Annotated in this window: 15 protein-coding genes and 1 pseudogene; 12 read left to right on the forward strand and 4 right to left on the reverse strand. The window is 27.2% G+C overall.

Going from position 1 to position 18,031, the window contains the following annotated elements; all coding sequences use genetic code 11:
* Positions 1 to 72 precede the first annotated feature (72 nt).
* The 3 genes from ACYQ1U_RS01085 to ACYQ1U_RS01095 all read left to right on the forward strand — a co-directional run bounded on the left by ACYQ1U_RS01085 (position 73) and on the right by ACYQ1U_RS01095 (position 2,688).
* Positions 73 to 1,245, forward strand: a complete 1,173-nt coding sequence (locus ACYQ1U_RS01085; RefSeq protein ID WP_459883372.1) for a cysteine desulfurase family protein — start codon at positions 73 to 75, stop codon at positions 1,243 to 1,245.
* Positions 1,246 to 1,270: 25 nt separating this feature from the next.
* Entirely contained in the window at positions 1,271 to 2,236 is a 966-nt protein-coding gene (locus tag ACYQ1U_RS01090; RefSeq protein WP_459883373.1) for an iron-sulfur cluster assembly scaffold protein, read from the forward strand.
* Positions 2,237 to 2,475: 239 nt separating this feature from the next.
* Positions 2,476 to 2,688, forward strand: a complete 213-nt coding sequence (locus tag ACYQ1U_RS01095) for an EAL domain-containing protein (protein WP_459883374.1) — start codon at positions 2,476 to 2,478, stop codon at positions 2,686 to 2,688.
* Here ACYQ1U_RS01095 and ACYQ1U_RS01100 read toward each other — a convergent pair.
* Positions 2,685 to 4,238 carry an L-aspartate oxidase gene (locus ACYQ1U_RS01100; RefSeq protein WP_459883375.1) on the reverse strand — a complete coding sequence of 518 codons (1,554 nt, stop codon included), beginning with the start codon at positions 4,236 to 4,238 and terminating at the stop codon, positions 2,685 to 2,687. The two genes, ACYQ1U_RS01095 and ACYQ1U_RS01100, sit on opposite strands and share 4 nt — an antisense overlap.
* A 52-nt stretch (positions 4,239 to 4,290) precedes the next feature.
* Between ACYQ1U_RS01100 and ACYQ1U_RS01105 the strand changes: the two genes are divergently transcribed.
* The 6 genes from ACYQ1U_RS01105 (at position 4,291) to ACYQ1U_RS01130 (ending at position 11,059) form a co-directional block, all read left to right on the forward strand.
* Complete coding sequence (locus tag ACYQ1U_RS01105) at positions 4,291 to 4,923, forward strand: plasminogen-binding N-terminal domain-containing protein (RefSeq protein ID WP_459883376.1); 633 nt, start codon at positions 4,291 to 4,293, stop codon at positions 4,921 to 4,923.
* A 79-nt stretch (positions 4,924 to 5,002) separates the two neighbouring features.
* Complete coding sequence (locus ACYQ1U_RS01110) at positions 5,003 to 6,385, forward strand: FAD-binding oxidoreductase (protein ID WP_459883377.1); 1,383 nt, start codon at positions 5,003 to 5,005, stop codon at positions 6,383 to 6,385.
* 112 nt (positions 6,386 to 6,497) lie between these two features.
* The gene (locus tag ACYQ1U_RS01115; RefSeq protein ID WP_459883378.1) at positions 6,498 to 6,971 is read left to right on the forward strand and encodes a hypothetical protein; all 474 of its coding nucleotides are present in this window, start codon (positions 6,498 to 6,500) and stop codon (positions 6,969 to 6,971) included.
* Positions 6,972 to 6,986: 15 nt separating this feature from the next.
* Positions 6,987 to 9,710 carry a ParA family protein gene (locus tag ACYQ1U_RS01120; RefSeq protein WP_459883379.1) on the forward strand — a complete coding sequence of 908 codons (2,724 nt, stop codon included), beginning with the start codon at positions 6,987 to 6,989 and terminating at the stop codon, positions 9,708 to 9,710.
* A 3-nt stretch (positions 9,711 to 9,713) separates the two neighbouring features.
* Entirely contained in the window at positions 9,714 to 10,472 is a 759-nt protein-coding gene (gene xth, locus ACYQ1U_RS01125) for an exodeoxyribonuclease III (RefSeq protein ID WP_459883380.1), read from the forward strand.
* Positions 10,473 to 10,480: 8 nt separating this feature from the next.
* Positions 10,481 to 11,059, forward strand: coding sequence for a DedA family protein (locus ACYQ1U_RS01130; RefSeq protein WP_459883381.1), 579 nt, complete (start codon positions 10,481 to 10,483; stop codon positions 11,057 to 11,059).
* Here ACYQ1U_RS01130 and ACYQ1U_RS01135 read toward each other — a convergent pair.
* From ACYQ1U_RS01135 to ACYQ1U_RS01145, 3 genes are read right to left on the reverse strand one after another with little or no spacing between them, the layout of a single operon-like run.
* Positions 11,049 to 12,101: a GGDEF domain-containing protein gene (locus ACYQ1U_RS01135; RefSeq protein ID WP_459883382.1), complete on the reverse strand. Its 1,053-nt coding sequence runs from the start codon at positions 12,099 to 12,101 to the stop codon at positions 11,049 to 11,051. The two genes, ACYQ1U_RS01130 and ACYQ1U_RS01135, sit on opposite strands and share 11 nt — an antisense overlap.
* The gene (locus tag ACYQ1U_RS01140; RefSeq protein ID WP_459883383.1) at positions 12,095 to 12,376 is read right to left on the reverse strand and encodes a Dabb family protein; all 282 of its coding nucleotides are present in this window, start codon (positions 12,374 to 12,376) and stop codon (positions 12,095 to 12,097) included. The genes ACYQ1U_RS01135 and ACYQ1U_RS01140 overlap by 7 nt, the downstream gene beginning before the upstream one ends.
* Complete coding sequence (locus ACYQ1U_RS01145; RefSeq protein WP_459883384.1) at positions 12,373 to 13,539, reverse strand: pyridoxal phosphate-dependent aminotransferase; 1,167 nt, start codon at positions 13,537 to 13,539, stop codon at positions 12,373 to 12,375. Before ACYQ1U_RS01145 ends, ACYQ1U_RS01140 begins: the two co-directional genes overlap by 4 nt.
* A 302-nt stretch (positions 13,540 to 13,841) precedes the next feature.
* Between ACYQ1U_RS01145 and ACYQ1U_RS01150 the strand changes: the two are divergent.
* The 3 genes and pseudogenes from ACYQ1U_RS01150 to ACYQ1U_RS01160 all read left to right on the forward strand — a co-directional run.
* Positions 13,842 to 14,360, forward strand: a pseudogene (locus tag ACYQ1U_RS01150) (nitrate- and nitrite sensing domain-containing protein); the annotation flags it as partial.
* 1,218 nt (positions 14,361 to 15,578) lie between these two features.
* On the forward strand, positions 15,579 to 16,040 hold the full coding sequence (locus tag ACYQ1U_RS01155) for a methyl-accepting chemotaxis protein (RefSeq protein WP_459886346.1): 462 nt from the start codon (positions 15,579 to 15,581) through the stop codon (positions 16,038 to 16,040).
* 9 nt (positions 16,041 to 16,049) lie between these two features.
* Positions 16,050 to 18,023, forward strand: coding sequence for a bifunctional diguanylate cyclase/phosphodiesterase (locus ACYQ1U_RS01160; RefSeq protein ID WP_459883386.1), 1,974 nt, complete (start codon positions 16,050 to 16,052; stop codon positions 18,021 to 18,023).
* The last annotated feature ends 8 nt before the right edge of the window (positions 18,024 to 18,031 follow it).

The following is an 18,031-nucleotide window of genomic DNA, read 5'->3' on the forward strand; positions in this document are numbered from 1 at the left end:
AAAAAATTGATATATATCAATTTTTTTTTTGTAAAGTGTGTTACAATTAGTTAAAAAGCTAAAGGAGCTTTAATGAAAGTATATTTAGATAATAATTCAACATCTCCTATCGATGAGAGAGTACAAAAAATTTATTGTGATGCAACAAAATATTTTGGAAATATTAATGTAATTTATGACTTAGGAATAGAAGCTAGACAAAAATTAAATGAGGCGTATGATGTTTTATACCCTGGAATTGGTGCGTCAGATGAAGATGATATAATAATCACTTCTTCAACGACTGAAGGTAATAATACTGTAATAAAAACTTTTTTAGATGCTTACCTAAAAGGTAGCGGCAAAAAGCATATAATAACAACAATAGCAGAGCATTCATCTATTAAAGCTACATGTGCTTATTGTAAAACACATGGGATGGAAGTTACATATCTTAGAACAGATGAAAACGGAAGAATTTCGCTTAAAGAACTTGAAAATGCAATAAGAGAAGATACAGCGTTAATTTCAGTACTTTTTGCAAGTCATGAAAGTGGTGCAATTCAGCCAATTCGTGAAATTGGAGAAATAGCTAAAAAGTACAATATTCCATTTCATTGTGATGGTGCTCAAGCAATTGGAAAAGCAAAAATTAATGTAAGAGAGTTAGGAGTTGATTATTTTACATTCTCAGCACATAAAATTCATGGTCCAAAGGGTGTTGGGGGACTTTATGTGAGAAAAGGAGCACCTTACGTAAATCTAATACATGGTGGAAATCAAATGGGTGGTAAAAGAGGTGGAAGTGTATATTTAAATGGAATAATTGCAATGGCTGAGACAGTGAAACTAGCAAATGAGCATTTAGATGAGATGTATTCAAGAGTTAGTAAGCTTAGAGATAAATTGGAAGAAGCTATTTTAAAGATTCCTGATACTAAAACTTATGTAGATAAAAAATATAGACTTCCAAATACAGTTGTTGCTTCATTTAGAGGAATTGAAGGTGAAGCAATGCTTTGGGATTTAAATATGCACAAAATTTATGCAGCAACTGGAAGTAGTTGTAGTAGCGAAAGACTTGAAGGTAGTGAAGTGCTTGAAGCTTTAGGAGAAGATCCTGAAATTGCTCATACAGGAATTATCTTTTCATTAAGTCGTTTTACAACAGAAGAAGGGATTGATTATGTAATAGAAGTACTTCCTAAAATTGTAGAGAGACTAAGAAGTATTTCAATGACATATGCTAATGTAAAGCCAAATTAAAAAAATACAAATATAAGGAGAAAAAATGGGAAGAAATGATTTAATAACAGGAAATGTTTGGGAACAATATTCAAATAAAGTAATTGAGAGAATGAACAATCCAAAATTTTTGGGTGAATTTAGTGAAGAAGATGCTAAAAAAAGAGGAGCAAAGCTTGTAGTGGCAGACTTTGGTAGTGAAGCGTGTGGAGATGCTGTTAGACTTTATTGGTTGGTAGATCCAAAAACAAATAAAGTTATTGATGCGAGATTTAAAAGTTTTGGATGCGGGACAGCAATTGCGTCATCTGATGTAATGACAGAACTAACTATAGGCAAAACTGTTGATGAGGCTATGAAAGTAACAAATCTTGATGTTGAAAAAGCGTTGAGGGATGAACCAGATAAACCGGCATTTCCACCTCAAAAAATGCATTGTAGCGTTATGGCATATGATGTTATTATGGAAGCGGCTGCAAAATATAAAGGAAAAGATGTAAATGAACTTAAAGATAGTGAAATAGTTTGTGAATGTGCAAGAGTAACAAGAGGTGAAATTGAAGAAATTATTAGAAAATATGATGTAAAAAGTGTAGAAGAACTTCAAAAATACACAGATGCTGGTACTTATTGTAAAAGTTGTGTAGCTCCTGGAGGGCATGAAGAGAGAGATGTATATCTTGTAGACATTATAAGAGAAATGCAAGAGGAAATGAAAAAAGAAAAACTAAAAGAATCTATAAATTCTGAAGATTTTGATAGTATGAGTTTGATTAAAAAGATAAAACTAATTGAAGAGTTTTTAGATAAAAAAATAAAACCAATGTTAGCAGTAGATGGAGGTAGTTTAGAACTTATTGATATAAGAGAAGAGGATGATCTTACAAGAGTTTATATTAGATATCTTGGAGCATGTGCGACATGCGCAAGTGGTAGTATGACTTTAATGGCAATAGAAGATGAACTAAAAAGATATTTTAATACAGATAAAATAAAAATAGAACAGATTTAATTAAGGTTTAAATGTTTCTTTCATTCTCCTTCTCTTTCTTCTTCATTGGTTAATAATCATATTTATTTGGTACTGACTAAATAAAGCGAAACAATTGCAAATTTTAGTGAAATAAAAGCGTTAAAAATTTTCACTCTTGTTGAGCGTATTTATACCAATTCTAATATAGTCATAGTTTTTAAATAGAAGTATATGCTTTAATTGGTTGTATTTGATTAACTAAATTTTATTATACTGAAGTGTCTAAACATCTTGGAATTGGTATTATAAAAGTGATTTCAATTTTAGGTAAAGAATTTATGGTATTAACAGTAGCAGAATTTGTTGAAAATAAATTAGTACTTGAATATCTAAAAGAGATGAAAGTAAATTTAGCTCAAGGTTATTATCTGTCTGCACCAAAAACTATAGAAGAATTATTAATAGAAAAGATGGAGAAATTTCACTTTTAATCTAATTTCTCCAATGTGTGATGTAAAAATGCATGGTCACTTTCTGGGAAGTCTAGTCTAAAATGAGCACCTCTGCTTTCTTCTCTATAAAGAGCTGATTTTGCTAAAACTGTTGCAATGTCAATTGCATTAATACATTCAAGTTTTTCTTGTAAAGAAGAATCTATGTCGTCATTTGTGTTTAATTTTTCTTTTATTTTATTTAGTCTTTCTTGAGCTTTTTTTATTGCATATCCATTTCTTATGATACCTAATTTGTTGAAAAGAATTTCACCAATCTCGTCTTTGATTGTTTTAGCATCTATTTTTGTGTTTTTTAGTTTTTCTACAAGTTCAATATCTTTTTGAATATCTTCGTTTTTTGGTTCTATATGTTTTGTTTGTCTATGAGAATATTTCACTGCTTGATAACCTGCAATTTTTCCAAATACTGCACCTTCACTTAAAGAGTTTCCACCAAGTCTATTTGCACCATTTACACCATTGTTACCTGCCTCTCCGGCATAAAATAGACCTTCAATATCAGTAAAGCAATATGTATCAGTTTTAATTCCTCCCATTGTATAGTGTGCAAGTGGTGAAATAGGTATTGGTTCTTTTGAAATGTCTATACCTTTTAAAGATTTTACTCTTTTTTTGAGATTTATTAGTTTTGTATTAATTACTTTTTCTGGAATATCAGTTAAGTCAAGATATACTTTTTTCCCTTTTTGAAGTTGTTTAACAATTGCACGAGTAACAAAGTCACGAGTATTTAGTTCATCTACGAATTCTTTTCCATCACTGTTTATTAGTTTTCCACCTTCAGCTCTTGCAGCTTCACTTATTAAGTAGTTTGTTCCTTCAAGCCCTGTTGGGTGAAATTGTACAAACTCCATATCCATAGCTTCAAGGCCGATTCTTAGTCCCATAGCTATACCATCACCAGTTGCATCGTTAATGTTTGTTGTGCGACCTCTATAAAGCCCTGCAAATCCTCCAGTAGCAACTATTACAGCTTTTGCTTTTATTACTTTTACTTCACCATTTTGATCTACAAAAGTAGCACCTGCTACTTTTCCATCATTTACAAGTAAATTTAGAGCAAAATAATTTTTGATTGTGTCAATATTTAAGTCATTTAGTGCTTTATTTAAAGCTTTCATAATTGCAGGACCTGTTGCATCTGCTGCATAAACTGTTCTTTTATATTTTGTACCACCAAATGGTCTTTGAGCTAGTCTGCCATCTGGAAGTGTATTAAAAGGTACTTTAAATTTTCTGTGTAGTTCTCTAACTACTTGTGGAGCTTGCTCACAAAAAATTCTAACAGCTTCTTCTTCTGCAAGTCCCATTCCAGCCTTTAGTGTGTCTTGAATATGGTTTTCAATTGAATCACCATCTCCCATATTGTTTAATGCAGCATTTATTCCACCTTTTGCCATAAATGAATTGTTAGCCATTGGTGATTTTTTCATAACGATTGCCACATTACTTCCAAGCTCTTTTGCCTCAATCGCAGCCATCATTCCAGCAATTCCACTTCCAATTACCAAAATATCGTATTCCATCCAAAAATCCTTATGTTTAATTTTGATATAATTTTACCAAAAAGGTTATTAAATGAGGATATTTTTTGTATTATTTTTAACAGTGTTTGCTTTTGCAGAAATTAGAGCAAATTTAGTGGAAGTATACAATAATTATGGAAAAATTGATAAAAAATTAAAAAAAGGAACTAGTGGTATTGTGTTATGTCCGTATGAAGGTGAAAAAATTATTTGTGCTAGAGCTGTTGCAAATGGTAATTTAGTTGATTTTTATACATATGATACTTTGAGAAATGATGCTTTTGCACTTCCTGTTGTTGTTCCAAAAAAAGGTGATGAGGTTGTGTTTGAAAAAGATTATAATAGAATAATGATAATTGCACCAAATCAAGAGGTTTATTTAATGATTAGAAATAAATATAAAAATGCAATAATTATTTCACCTGATATTTTAGCTTCATTTATTGATGGGATGCCAGATATTAGTACTTTTAGAAAATTTGCTATAGAAAATAATATAGTAAGATATATATTTGTAATAGGCAAGAAGCTTTATGAAGTTGATTCATTTAGTTTTTATGTAATAAATTCACACAAAATTAAAAAAACTTCTAAATATAATAAAGCTTTCTTTACATATTTTAATAACTTTGATATAAAAACTGAAAATATTGAGAATTATTATTTAAAATTAATAAAAAAATAATTTTATTTTTTAAAAAAATTTTGCGTGTTTTGAATAATAAAGAATTAAATTAAATACAAAATCTAAGTAAAGGTTAAACATGATAGATACTAAACATATTGAGGCTTTAAAAAAAATAGTTGGTGTTGAAGATGTCAAAACAGATAAAATTCATTTGCGTGCTTATTCATATGATGCGACAAAAGAACACTATTACCCAGATGCTATAGTTTTTCCAGAAAATGAAAGGGAAGTTAGTCGTGTTTTAAAATACTGCAATGATAATAAAATTTCTGTAATACCAAGAGGTGCTGGAAGTGGGTTCACGGGAGGAGCTTTGCCTGTAAATGGAGGTATAGTATTAGCAGTTGAAAAATATATGAATAAAATACTTGAAATTGATGAAAAAGATATGGTAGCAGTAGTACAGCCAGGTGTCGTTAATGCACATCTTCAAAAAGAAGTTGAAAAAAGAGGTCTTTTTTATCCGCCTGATCCTGCAAGTATGGATTATTCAACAATTGGTGGAAATGTTAGTGAGAATGCTGGTGGTATTAGGGCAGCAAAGTATGGACTTACAAAAGATTATGTAATGAGTCTAAAAGCAGTACTTCCAAATGGAGATATAATTAGAGCTGGAAAAAGAACAATAAAAGATGTAGCAGGATATAATGTTGCTGGTATTTTGATTGCAAGTGAGGGGACCTTAGCAGTTATTACTGAAATTACTCTAAAATTACTTCCAAAACCAAAACTAAAAAAAACTTATATGGGAATTTTTGAAAATGTAGAAGATGCTATGAATGCTGTTTATAAGTCTTTGTCTATGGGAGCAACGCCAGTTGCTATGGAATTTATGGATAGTTTAGTTGTAAAAGCTCTTAAAGAGAAACTTGGAGTAAATTTACCTGAGTGGGCTGGAGCTCTTTTAGTTGGTGATGTGGATGGAAATGTTGAAGAAGAAGTAAACTATCAACTTGGCATTTTGGAAAATTCGTTTAAAGAAAATGGATGTAAGGAGTTTAGAGTAGCTAAGAATGAAGAAGAATCAAATGAAATATGGTATGCAAGAAGAAATGCATCTCCATCTATTACTATTTATGGCAGTAAAAAGATAAATGAAGATATATCAGTACCAAGGAGTAAACTTCCAGAAGCTTTAAATAGAATTTATGAAATTGGAAAAAAATATAATTTAACCATTCCTTGTTTTGGTCATGCAGGTGATGGAAATATCCATGTAAATGTAATGGTTGATGGAAGTAATGAAGATGAGGTAAAAAAAGGATATGAGGCAGTTGAGGAGATATTTAAAGCAGTTGTTGATATGGGAGGTACTTTAAGTGGTGAACATGGAATAGGGCTTAGTAAAGCTCCTTTTATGAATATTGCTTTTAGTGAGGCTGAGATGAATTTATTTAAAAGAATAAAAAAAGCTTTCGATCCAAACGGTATTCTCAATTCTGGGAAAATGGGAATATAAAATAAAGTAGCCAACTTCTGAGTCTCAAGTTCCAGGTGAAAGGATAAAAAATGAAAAGTGAAAGGTGAAAAATAAAAAAATTTCAACATTTAAACTTAGTTTAGGATGATAAATGAAATATTACGAATTTAGAGATGCAGCAAGAAAACATTTTAAAGTTTGTGAATGTTTGTATGAAAGATGTAATGAAGATTGTTTAAAAAATTGGCTTATAAAAGAAGAGATTTATTATTTATTAGGTTATGTAGTAGAGATGGGATTAAAATATATCAAGTTAAAACAAATAGGAGAAGGTGAAATAGAAGATTTGGACTTTGATAATGGTGAAGAAATAAAAAGTTTTTTTAGAAGTAGAGGAGAAAATATTAAATTTTTTACTCACGATATTACTTATTTGATGACTTTAATTAATGAGATAGAAGTAAATTTTGAATCTTTAGAAAAAATTAAAGTTTATTTTGCAGATAAATGGAATATTTACATTAGATATCATTGTAATGAAAATAAGTATTGTGATGTAAGAAAAGATTTGGATGAAATTTATAAAGAAGTGAAAAAGTTTTTAGAATATTGTTATAAAATTTAAAAAAAAGGTAAAGAAATGTTGCTTGTAAAGGAATGTATAGATAAACTTCAAAGTTTTTTAAGAGATAGAATATACAATATTACTATTAATATCGATACAACTATAACTTTGAATATTATTGGAAAAATTGATAATGAAATTTTAAAAGAAATTGATTGTAAAGTGTTTTTAAGAGAATATTCACAAGAAGAGTATGAAAATGATGAATTTATAAGAAAAATATTTGATAAACAAATAAATTGGAGTTATAAAAAAAGATTTTCTTCTTTCGATGATTTTGACTTAAAAAATATTAATCTTCCTGTTGTTTCATTTTATAGTTATAAAGGGGGGGTGGGTAGGACTACTGCTCTTGTTTTATTTGCTAATTATTTGGCATATCATAAAAAGAAAAAAGTAGTTATTATTGATTTTGATTTTGAAGCACCTGGGATAATAAATTTTTTTAATTTTGAAAGTGAAAGTAAAAATGGAGTAATTGAATTTATTTTAGATACTCAAACCTCAAAAAGAGAGATTAATTTTAAAAGAGATTATTCTTTTAAAGTTTCTAAAGAAATTAGTGGTGATGGAGATATATATATAATTCCTGCAGGAGATATTAAAAATATTGAAAGTTATATTGAAGGATTGGCAAGAATTGATTTAAATTCAACAGTTACTATAATAAAAAAAATATTGGGTTTATTTGAAATTATAAAAAAAGAATTTTCACCTGATGTTATTTTAATTGATAGCAGAACAGGAATAAATGATGTATTTGGTCTTTTAAGTCATTACTTATCCACATTAATAATTGGTTTTTTTTCAAATTCTATACAAAATAGACCTGGTCTTGAGGTTTTTTTAAAAAATTTATTAAATGAAAATGCTCCAGAGTTTGTTTTGGTAAATTCTCAAATTCATTATGATACTTTAAACTCTTATAGATTTAAAACTTTTGAAGATAATGTTAAATCGATAATAGAGCTTTTAAATGATAATACTGACAATGTTTTACCATCAATGACTTATATATATAGAGAACCTTTACTCTCAGAGTTAGGTACAGAATTTAGTAGTAATGAAGATTATATGGATTTTATAAAAAATAGATTTATAAATACAAGATATAAAGATATGTTTGATATGATAGAGACATTTATAAGTTTTAATCAATATGATATAAAAAATCAGACAATAGAAAGTGAAAATATTAAGAATTTAAGGGAATGTCTGTTAAAAAATTTAGAAAAACATTATCCAGAACCTTATGGGGATGATGAGGAAATAGAATTTAATAAAGATTTTTTTACTAAAAGATTTTATTTTAGAAAATGTATGGAAGATATTTTTGATGAGAATAGACTTTTAATATTAGGAAGTAAAGGAACTGGAAAAACTTATTTTTATAGAGCTTTAGAAAATAGAGAATTTTTAAAAAATCTACAAAAAAAAGCTAATAATTTTGATAAAAAATATAAAGTTTGTAACATAATTTCATTAGAAAAAGATAAAAATGGAATTAAATTTTATCCTATTGATAGATTTAATGTAGAGGATATTAAAAATGAAGAATTTTTTTACGAAAGATTTTGGCAAGTTTATATTTTAAATTCTTTAGCATTAGAAAAAGAAAAATTAAATTTAAGTATAGATTTTATTCCTCAAAAATTAAATGGAAAATTTAAAGAGAAAGAGAGAAAATTTTTTTTAGAATATATTTATAACAAATTTGAAGAAATTGAAAATGAATTAAACAAAATAGATAAACAATTAAAAATAAAAGATGAAAATTTGTTAATAACCTTTGATCAATTGGATTTTATAGTAAAACCAGTAAATTGGCCAAAAGCAATTTCTCCATTAATTAGATGGTGTGTTAGAAATCCTTATTTAAAAATTCAACCAAAATTATTTTTAAGAAAAGATTTATATGAAAAACTTTCAAATTTAACAAATAAACAATCTTTAAGAAATAGGGTAATTGAATTAGAATGGGATAAAGATGAAATTTTTGCTTTTTTCTTTAAGATTGTTTTTGGTTATGAAAAAAATAGGTTTTTCCAAATAATGAATTTTTATAAAGATAATATTAGTGAATATAAAAATATTACAATAGGTGTTATAAATAGTATCGAAAAATATGCAACTGATATATATTATAATCAATTTCCTTTAGAAGATTATTTTATAAAACCTTTAGTTGAAGTTTTTTTTGGAAAAAATGTTTATTTAGGACCTGATGATAAAAAAAGAAAAAGGTTTGGATCAACTTATGATTGGTTTTATAAAAATTTACAAAATGCTGATGGTACAATTTCTATAAGACCTTTTTTAGATTTAATAGAAAATGCTATAGATAATTTTTTAAATTCTAATAAGATAAATAGAATTTTTTATCCAATATTACCGCCAAGTTTTTATACTTCAGCTCCTATTAGAAAAAAAGCAGTTGAGAGACATTTTGAAGATTTAGCAATAGAGAGTGGAAATGAGGATTTTAGAGAAATTATATTATATATAAAAGATAATCCAAATTTTCCTAAAAGATTTAGAAAAAGAATTTTAATTGATAAAGAGTATGATGAATTTTTAGAACACGTTAAAAATAATGTGAAATTAATACATAAAAGTAAAGAGGAAATTGAAAATATTCTTAAAATTAATGGAGTAATAAGAGTAGAATATATGTCTGGTTCTAAAAAAAGAGCAATTTTTGCATATTTGTATAAATACTTTTTAGGATTAAAAGGATAAACATTGAAAATATGCACATTTAATGTAAACTCAATAAGAAGCAGGCTTGAAATAGTTCAAAATTTAGTTAAAGAATATGATATTGATATTTTATGTATGCAGGAGATAAAAGTAGAAAATGAAAAATTCCCAAATATTAATGAGGATTTTGAATGTATTATTCATGGTCAAAAAAGGCTTCATGGTGTAGCTACATGCAGTAAGTATCCAATTGAAAAATACAAACAAGGATTTGAAGGCGAACTTAATGAGCCAAGGTTAATATATACGCTCATAAATGGAGTTCATATAATTAATATTTATGCACCTCTTGGTGATAATTATGATGATAGGTTTGATTATAAGATGACTTTTTATGATAAATTATTTAATTTTTTAACAAGATTTGATTTAAAAAGTGAAAAAGTATTAATTTGTGGTGATTTTAATATATCTCATACTGACCTTGATGTATGGGATGAGTTTATATGGGAAGGGGAAGTTACTCATTTACCAGAGGAGAGGGCGATTTTATCTAAGTTTTTGAGTTTAGGATTTGTTGATTTAATTAGAAAAGTTTATCCAAATGAAAAAATTTTTACATTTTATGATTATAGAGGAGGGGCAGTTTATAAAAATGAAGGTCTTAGACTTGATTATATTTTAACAACTAAGTCACTCGAGAGAAAATTTAAAAATATTGAGATATTAACATCTATTAGACGAAAAAGAAAGCCAACGCCATCAGACCATGTACCGATAATTGCAGAATTTGATTTATAAGGATAGTGATGTTTCAAGAGATAATTGATTTTTTAGTAAACTTTACTGAGACTCTTGGATATTTTGGTATATATTTTTATATGCTTTTAGTTGGAACTTTTATTCCAGTCCCAAGCGAACTAGTATTACTTCCAGCAGGATATTTAGCTGCAAAAGGGGATATGAATTTATATCTTGTATGGTTTAGCTCTGCTCTTGGTAGTTTGAGCGGGGCTTTAATTAACTATTTTTTAGCTAAATTTATAGTAAGGAAGTTTTTAAAAGATAAGCCAATAATAAAAAAAGTAAACAAGTTTTGGAATGAACATGGAAAAATATCAGCTTTTTTAGCTCCTTTAACTCCAGGCCTTGGTCAATATATTTCCATTCCGGCAGGTCTTTCGCATATGCCTCTTCGTTTTTTTATACCTCTTACTTTTTCTGCTAATTTAATTTGGACAGGTTTTTTGATTATGATTGGATATTTATTTGGAACAGGAAAAGAGGCAGAAAAACAAGTTGTTTATGGTAGTTTGTTTTTACTTGGTGGAGTGATTTTAATAGCTTTTATTTATGTTTTTAAAGAAATGAAAAAAACTAAACAGTAATTATTTTATTTTTACCACTTTTTTTTGCTATATAAAGGGCAGCATCTATTCTGTTTAAAAATTCGTCAACAGAATTATAATTATTACTATATTCTCCCACTCCTCCACTTATTGTTACTAGATTGTCATCTAATATAATATTTTTTGCAATTTCTTGTTTTATTCTTTTAGCTACTGTTATAATGTCTTGTAGTCTTGACTCTGGAAAAATTACAATAAACTCTTCACCTCCATATCTACATGGTAAATCAGTTTTTCTTAGGTTTGTTTTTAATATTTTTGCAATTGAAGTTAAAACTTCATCTCCAGTTTGATGACCATAAGTGTCGTTGATTTTTTTGAAATTATCTATATCGAATAAAAAAATACTAAAAGGAGTTTTGTTTCTTTTATATTTTTCATGTAAATATTTGATTTGATTTTCAAAATAGAGTCTATTGTATAGTGTAGTTAGAGGGTCAGTGATAGTTGCTTTTTCAAGCCCACTTCTAACTAATGAGTAAACTATAAGTATTAAAATTACAATTAATGTTATCGATATGAAAGTAAATAAAAATATTTTATTTATGATATAAGCCATTTTATCTTCAGCTATGTGTTTCATTAAGCAGGTAAGTTTATCAGCTGTTTGCCAAGCTTTTTCTGATAACACTAATAATTTTTTTTCTGAGTTTGTATTTTTTATTTGTTTCCAGAGTGAGTTAGTTGTGCTGAATAAGTCATAAAATTTTATTAAATATTTGTCAGGTACTATTTCTGGATAATTATCTAGATAGTAATTTATGGTTATAAATAAATTATCGATATTTTTAGATACTTTGTGAATTTTTTGAGAGTGAGCTATTTTGAGTTTGGTATATCTTTGTATGTTTCCTCTAATTTGACCAAATTTATTAATTAAAAAGCTATCATATTTTGTATATTTTTTTAAGTGATTACTAATAGTCAATTGATTTACTAATATTATTACTAGAATAAAAGAGAGAAAAAAAATAATTGAAGTTGAAATAAAACTATTAAGGGTTTTTATTTTATTTAACATTTATAATCCACGACTCTTCTTTCTGTAATATATTTTTTTAAAAGTTCGATTACTTCTAAATGTTTAGGATGTTTATCATAAATTTCTAAATCTTTAAGATTTTCTACTTCAGTAATTATACAAAAATTACTAGGGTTTTTGTCAAATCCAATATCAATTCCTACTTCAATATGCTTGATTACATCAATTTCATTTTTAAGATTTTCTATTTTTTGCTTTATCTCTTTTAAAGGAGAGTTTTCTTTTACTTTACATAAAACTACATGCCTAATCAATTAAACTCCTTTATAAACTCTTCTATTCTTTTTATCCCTTCTTTTATTGTATCAAGATCGGTAGCGAAAGAAAATCTAAAGTATCCTTCACTTCCAAAACCAACGCCTGGTACTACTGCAACACCTTTTTCTTCTAGTAATTTTAAAGCGAACTTCATTGAATCTTCTTCTATACTTTTATGATTAACGAAAATATAAAAAGCACCTGTAGGCTTTGCAGCAGATAGACCATTTATACTATTGAATGCTTCATAAACATAGTCTCTTCTTTTTTGAAACTCTTTTCTCATAATTTCTACATCGGAGTCAGCTTCTCCAAGGAGGGCTGGAATTGCTGCTTTTTGAGTGATTGAATTTATATTTGAAGTGCTTTGAGATTGAAGTTTTATCATATTTTTGACAAGTTCTTTATTTTTGCTTGCACAATATCCAAATCTCCAACCAGTCATTGCATGAGATTTAGATAGACCATTTACTGTAATAGTTCTGTTTAACATATCTTCATTTATGCTAGCACTCGCTACAAATTCTTCATCATAAATTAATTTTTCATACATTTCATCGCTTATTACCCAAATATTCGTATCTTTTAATACCTCTGCTAAGCTAGTAAGCTCTTCTTTTGTATAAACTGCGCCAGTAGGATTACTTGGTGTTGTAAGAATTAAAATTTTTGTTTTTGGTGTAATTGCGTTTTTTAGCATTTCAGCTGTAATTTTAAATCCAGTTGATTCATTAGTTTCAATTATTACAGGTACTCCGCCATGATATTTTACAACTTCTGGATATGTTACCCAAAAAGGGGAAGGTATGATTACTTCATCTCCTTTATTTAATAAACATGCAAAAATATTAAATAGAGACTGTTTTGCTCCATTGCTAACAATTATTTCATCTAGTTCATAATAAAGGTTGTTGTCTCTTTTTAATTTTTCCTGAATTGCTTCTAAAAGTTCTGGGATTCCAGCAACTGCAGTATATTTTGTAAAGCCCTCTTCAATAGCTTTAATAGCGGCTTTTTTTATCACTGCTGGAGTGTCAAAATCGGGTTCACCAGCACTAAATGCTAGGACATCTTTACCTTTTGCTTTTAATTCTCTTGCTTTTTGAGATATTGCAATTGTCAGTGATGGGCTTAGTGTTTCTATTCTATTACTAAACATTTCATAACCTTTTTTATTTTGTATTATATAAAAATAGTATAAAAAAAAGTAAAAATTAATAGTAATTTTTTAAAAAAGAAACACCGAAGAAACACTAATTTTTTTTGATTTTTAGTCGATATAAAAAATCAAAAAGGAAAAAGATGATTAAAAATTTAACGATAAAAAAGAAATTATTACTGCTAGCAGGTTTACCGCTGTTTTTTTTAGTATTATTTGCAGGGTATTTGATTTACGATCAGTATAAACAGTATAAAAAAGAAGAAAACTTTAAAAAGCTTATAGTATTAAGTACGGAATATATGCCAAATATATTAGTGGAGCTTCAAAAAGAGAGGGGGCTTTCATCTGCTTATATTGCAAATCGAGGTCAAAGATTTAAAGATGAGTTAAATTTGCAAATAAGAAAAACTGATATTGCTCTTGGTAAATTAAAAGCTTATATTAAACAAAACGATATTTCAAAAATAGATCCTCATTTATATTTATATTATAAGCAAGCATTTGAAAAACTAAAAAATATTAATCGAATAAGAAATAAAGTAAAAAATTTAGAGATTGGTTTAATAGATGAAATAAAATATTACTCTTCAATAAACAGGGAGTTTTTAATTACTAAAGATCAGTTACTTAATTATAATTTAGGAGAAGATATAACCCAAGGAATGATTAGGTTTTTTAAAACTTTATGGCTAACTGAATATGCAGGAAAAGAGAGAGCATATCTAGCTTATTTATTGAGTACAGGAAAACTTAGGAATGATATTATTATTGAATGGTATTCAACAGTGTCTGCTCAAAAACTTTTATTAAATGAATTATCTGAGGTTGCAAAAATAATTAGAGAATATAATCTAGAAGTGCAGAAAGTAAGAGATATTTTTGCAAAAATACCTTTTAAATTAAATCTAATATCTGCTATGAAAGAGACTGTGGGTTATGGAGGTCTTATTCATAACTTTAAAAACTATGTATTAAGAGGTAAGGCTAAGTATGAAGAAAATGTAAAAAGATCATATAAAAAGTTAATTATGTTAATAGATAAGTTAGAAAAAGAAGGAATCAGCGAACAAGAAACAACGGAACTTGAAAAAATTAGAAAAGTATTTACCAAATATTATTTAGGTATACCAAAAGTAGTAGAAGCTTGGTCTAATAATATGCCAATTAAACAGCTTGATAAAGTAATAAAAGTAAATGATAGGCCAGCTATTAATGCTTTTAAAAAACTTAGTAATACTAAAACCTATATTAATATTACTCCTAAAGAGTGGATAGTTTTAGCAACAAAAAAAATAAACCTTATAAAAAAATATGCAGATAAGTTAGCTCAAAAACTTATAAAAATTACAGAAAAAGAATATAATCATACTCTTAAGTTTTTAATTATAGTTAGTATAGTAACTATATTAATAATAATTACAGTAATAGTTTTAGCAATTTTACTCGTAAGAGATTTAACGCAATCTATAGATAAGTTAAAAGATGGGCTTCTTGAATTTTTCAAATTTTTAAACAGAGAAACTACTCAGGTAAAAGAAATAGAAGTTAATTCAAATGATGAAATAGGATTAATGGCAAGAGTTGTCAATGAAAATATTAAAAAAGTTGAAGAAGGTATAATGAAAGACTCAATTATGATTAAAGGACTAGTTAGAGAAGTTGAAAAAATGAAAAAAGGAGTTTTAGAGGGTAGAATATTTGAAGAAGCTTCAAATCCGGATCTCGAAAAAGTAAGAGTTATATTTAATGAAATGAAAGAAGCTCTCGAAAAAATTATAGGAAAAGATATAAATAAAGCAGTATATGTATTAGATAAAGCAATGAATAGAGATTTTACTCAAAGAGTTCAAAATGCAATAGGAAAAGTGGAGTTTGCTGTAAATTCAGTTCTTGACACTATTGTAAATATTCTTTCTACGAACAAAGAAAATGGTGAAATGTTAAATCAAAAAGCAAATGAGTTAAAAGAAAATATGGAAAAATTAAGAATGGTTACTAAAGAAGCTTCTCAAGAATTAATTGAAGTTGTAAATGTTATGCATAGTTTAAACAATGAAGTATTGGAAATTTCAAATCAAACAAAAACTGTAGTAGAGCAGTCTCAAGATATTAAAAGTGTGGTAAATGTTATTCAAGAAATAGCAGACCAAACGAATCTTTTAGCATTAAATGCAGCAATTGAAGCTGCTAGAGCAGGGGAACATGGAAGAGGGTTTGCAGTTGTTGCTGATGAGGTTAGAAAATTAGCAGAAAAAACTCAAAAGAGTTTAGGTGAAATTGATGCAAATATAAATATACTTACTCAGTCAATTACAAATATTGGAGAAGCTATTGTTAAACAAACAGAAGATATTACAAATGTTACCGAAAAAATTAATGAAGTAAATTCAAAAACACAAGTAATGGAAAAAGAAGTTGAAGAAGTTGGTATAATAGCAAATGAAGTAAACAGTATGGCTAATAATATGATTCAAGAAGTGAAAAAGAATAAGTTTTAAAGGTAGGTTATGACCAATGAGGTGATTGAAACTTTTAAGGAAGTTTTTAGGAATTATCTAAAAACCTCTTCTATTCCAACTAAACTTCAAGAAGAAATTTATAAAAAGTTTCTTGAAATTTTTCAAAAAATTTTTATAAATTTTAAAAGTGTATTAGACTCTATAAATGAAGCAGTTATTATAATTGATGAACAAGATAGTATAAAAGAAGTAAATAAAACCTTTCTAAATTGGATAAATATTTCAAAAGAAGAAATAATTGGAAAAAATATAAAAGAGTTTATTTATAAAGACAAAAATATTGTATATCTTAAAAATGGATGTCTTGTTCCTATTGATGTATCTATTCAAGATTTTGAAATAAATGGAAAAAGTTATAAAAGGATAATAGCTCTTAATATTAAACAAAAGGTTGATATTGAGTTAAAACTCAAAAATCTTTTAAGGCTTTATAGAGTTTTAATTAAAATAAATGAGTTAATTACAAGAGCTGCTACAAAGGGAGAGATTTATAAAGAAAGTTGTGAAATTTTAATTAAAGAAGGACACTTTGATTTTGCTTGGGTTGGAGAATATGATGGTGGTAAAGTAACTCCTATTGCTTGTTTTGGGGAAAATGAAAGTTTTAAAAATTATCTTCGCTCTCATGTTATAAAAATTAATGATATTTCTTCTCTTATAAAAAAAAGATATAAAAAAGAAGAAAATTTAACTAATCAAGAAAAAAGCTTTTGTCATAAAATAACTGTTCCAATATTCAAAGAGGAAAATGGAATATCTACTGTTGTTACAAACAATACAATAACAGCTGCTTTAGTTGTTTATTATAAGGGAAAAGAATTTGAAGAAGAGGAAATTAATCTTCTAAAACAAATTGCTCATGATATTGGTTTTGGAATTGTTACTCTTTCAAGGAAAGAAGATATAAATTATCTTACTTATTATGATATATTAACTGCTCTTCCTAATAGAAGATACTTCTTTGATGAACTTAATTCTATTGTTGAAATGTTAAAAGAAAAAGACCAAAAAGGTATGTTAGGGATTGTTGATATAAATAACTTTAAGACAATAAACTCAACTATTGGTTTTTGGGCAGGAGACATAGTTTTATCTCAATTAGCAAAAGATCTAAAAAAACTTCTTAGAAAAAAAGATATCTTAGCAAGAGTTGGAGGGGATAAGTTTGCATTATTTTTATACAATATAAAAAGTAAAGAAGAAGAGTTATATAGATTAGAAAAAGTTTTAAAAGATTTTGAGTTTATTTTTGAAATTGAAAATAAAAAATTTTTAGTAACAATTAGTATGGGATGTGCTTTTTTCCCTGATGATGGGCTTAGCAAAGAGATACTTTTTGCATCAGCTGAAGCAGCATTAAAAGAATCAAAGAAAAAAGGCAAAGGAATTGAGTTTTACTCATCTTCTATGCAAAAAACTACTCTTGAGGTTTTAAATCTTGAGAGTGAGCTTGTTGAAGGTATAAAAAAAGATGAATTTATTGTTTTTTATCAGCCAATAATGGATATTCAAAGTAATAAAATTTCAATGGGTGAGGCTTTAATAAGATGGCAAAAAGGAGATGAATTAGTTTCACCTGCTAAATTTATTCCTATTTTAGAAGACAGGGGATTAATAAAAGAAGTTGGTGCTATTGTAATGGATAAAGTTTTTAAATTTATTAAGGATTATGATTTAGATGTTCCAATATCAATTAATATTTCAGCGAAACAAGTTCATATTGGATTTTATAACGAAGTAATAAATTTACTCCAAAAATATCAAATACCAGCTGATAGAATAATTATTGAAATAACGGAAAGTGTTTTGATGGAGAATTTAGAGATTTTACTAAAAAATATTAGTGAGCTTAATAAGCTAGGAATTAAATTTGAAATTGATGATTTTGGAACTGGTTACTCATCTCTTGCATATCTTAAAAAACTGCCAATTTATGCTTTAAAAATTATAGAGCTTTTATAAAAGATTTA

It is taken from the genome of Caminibacter profundus, from assembly GCF_054657155.1.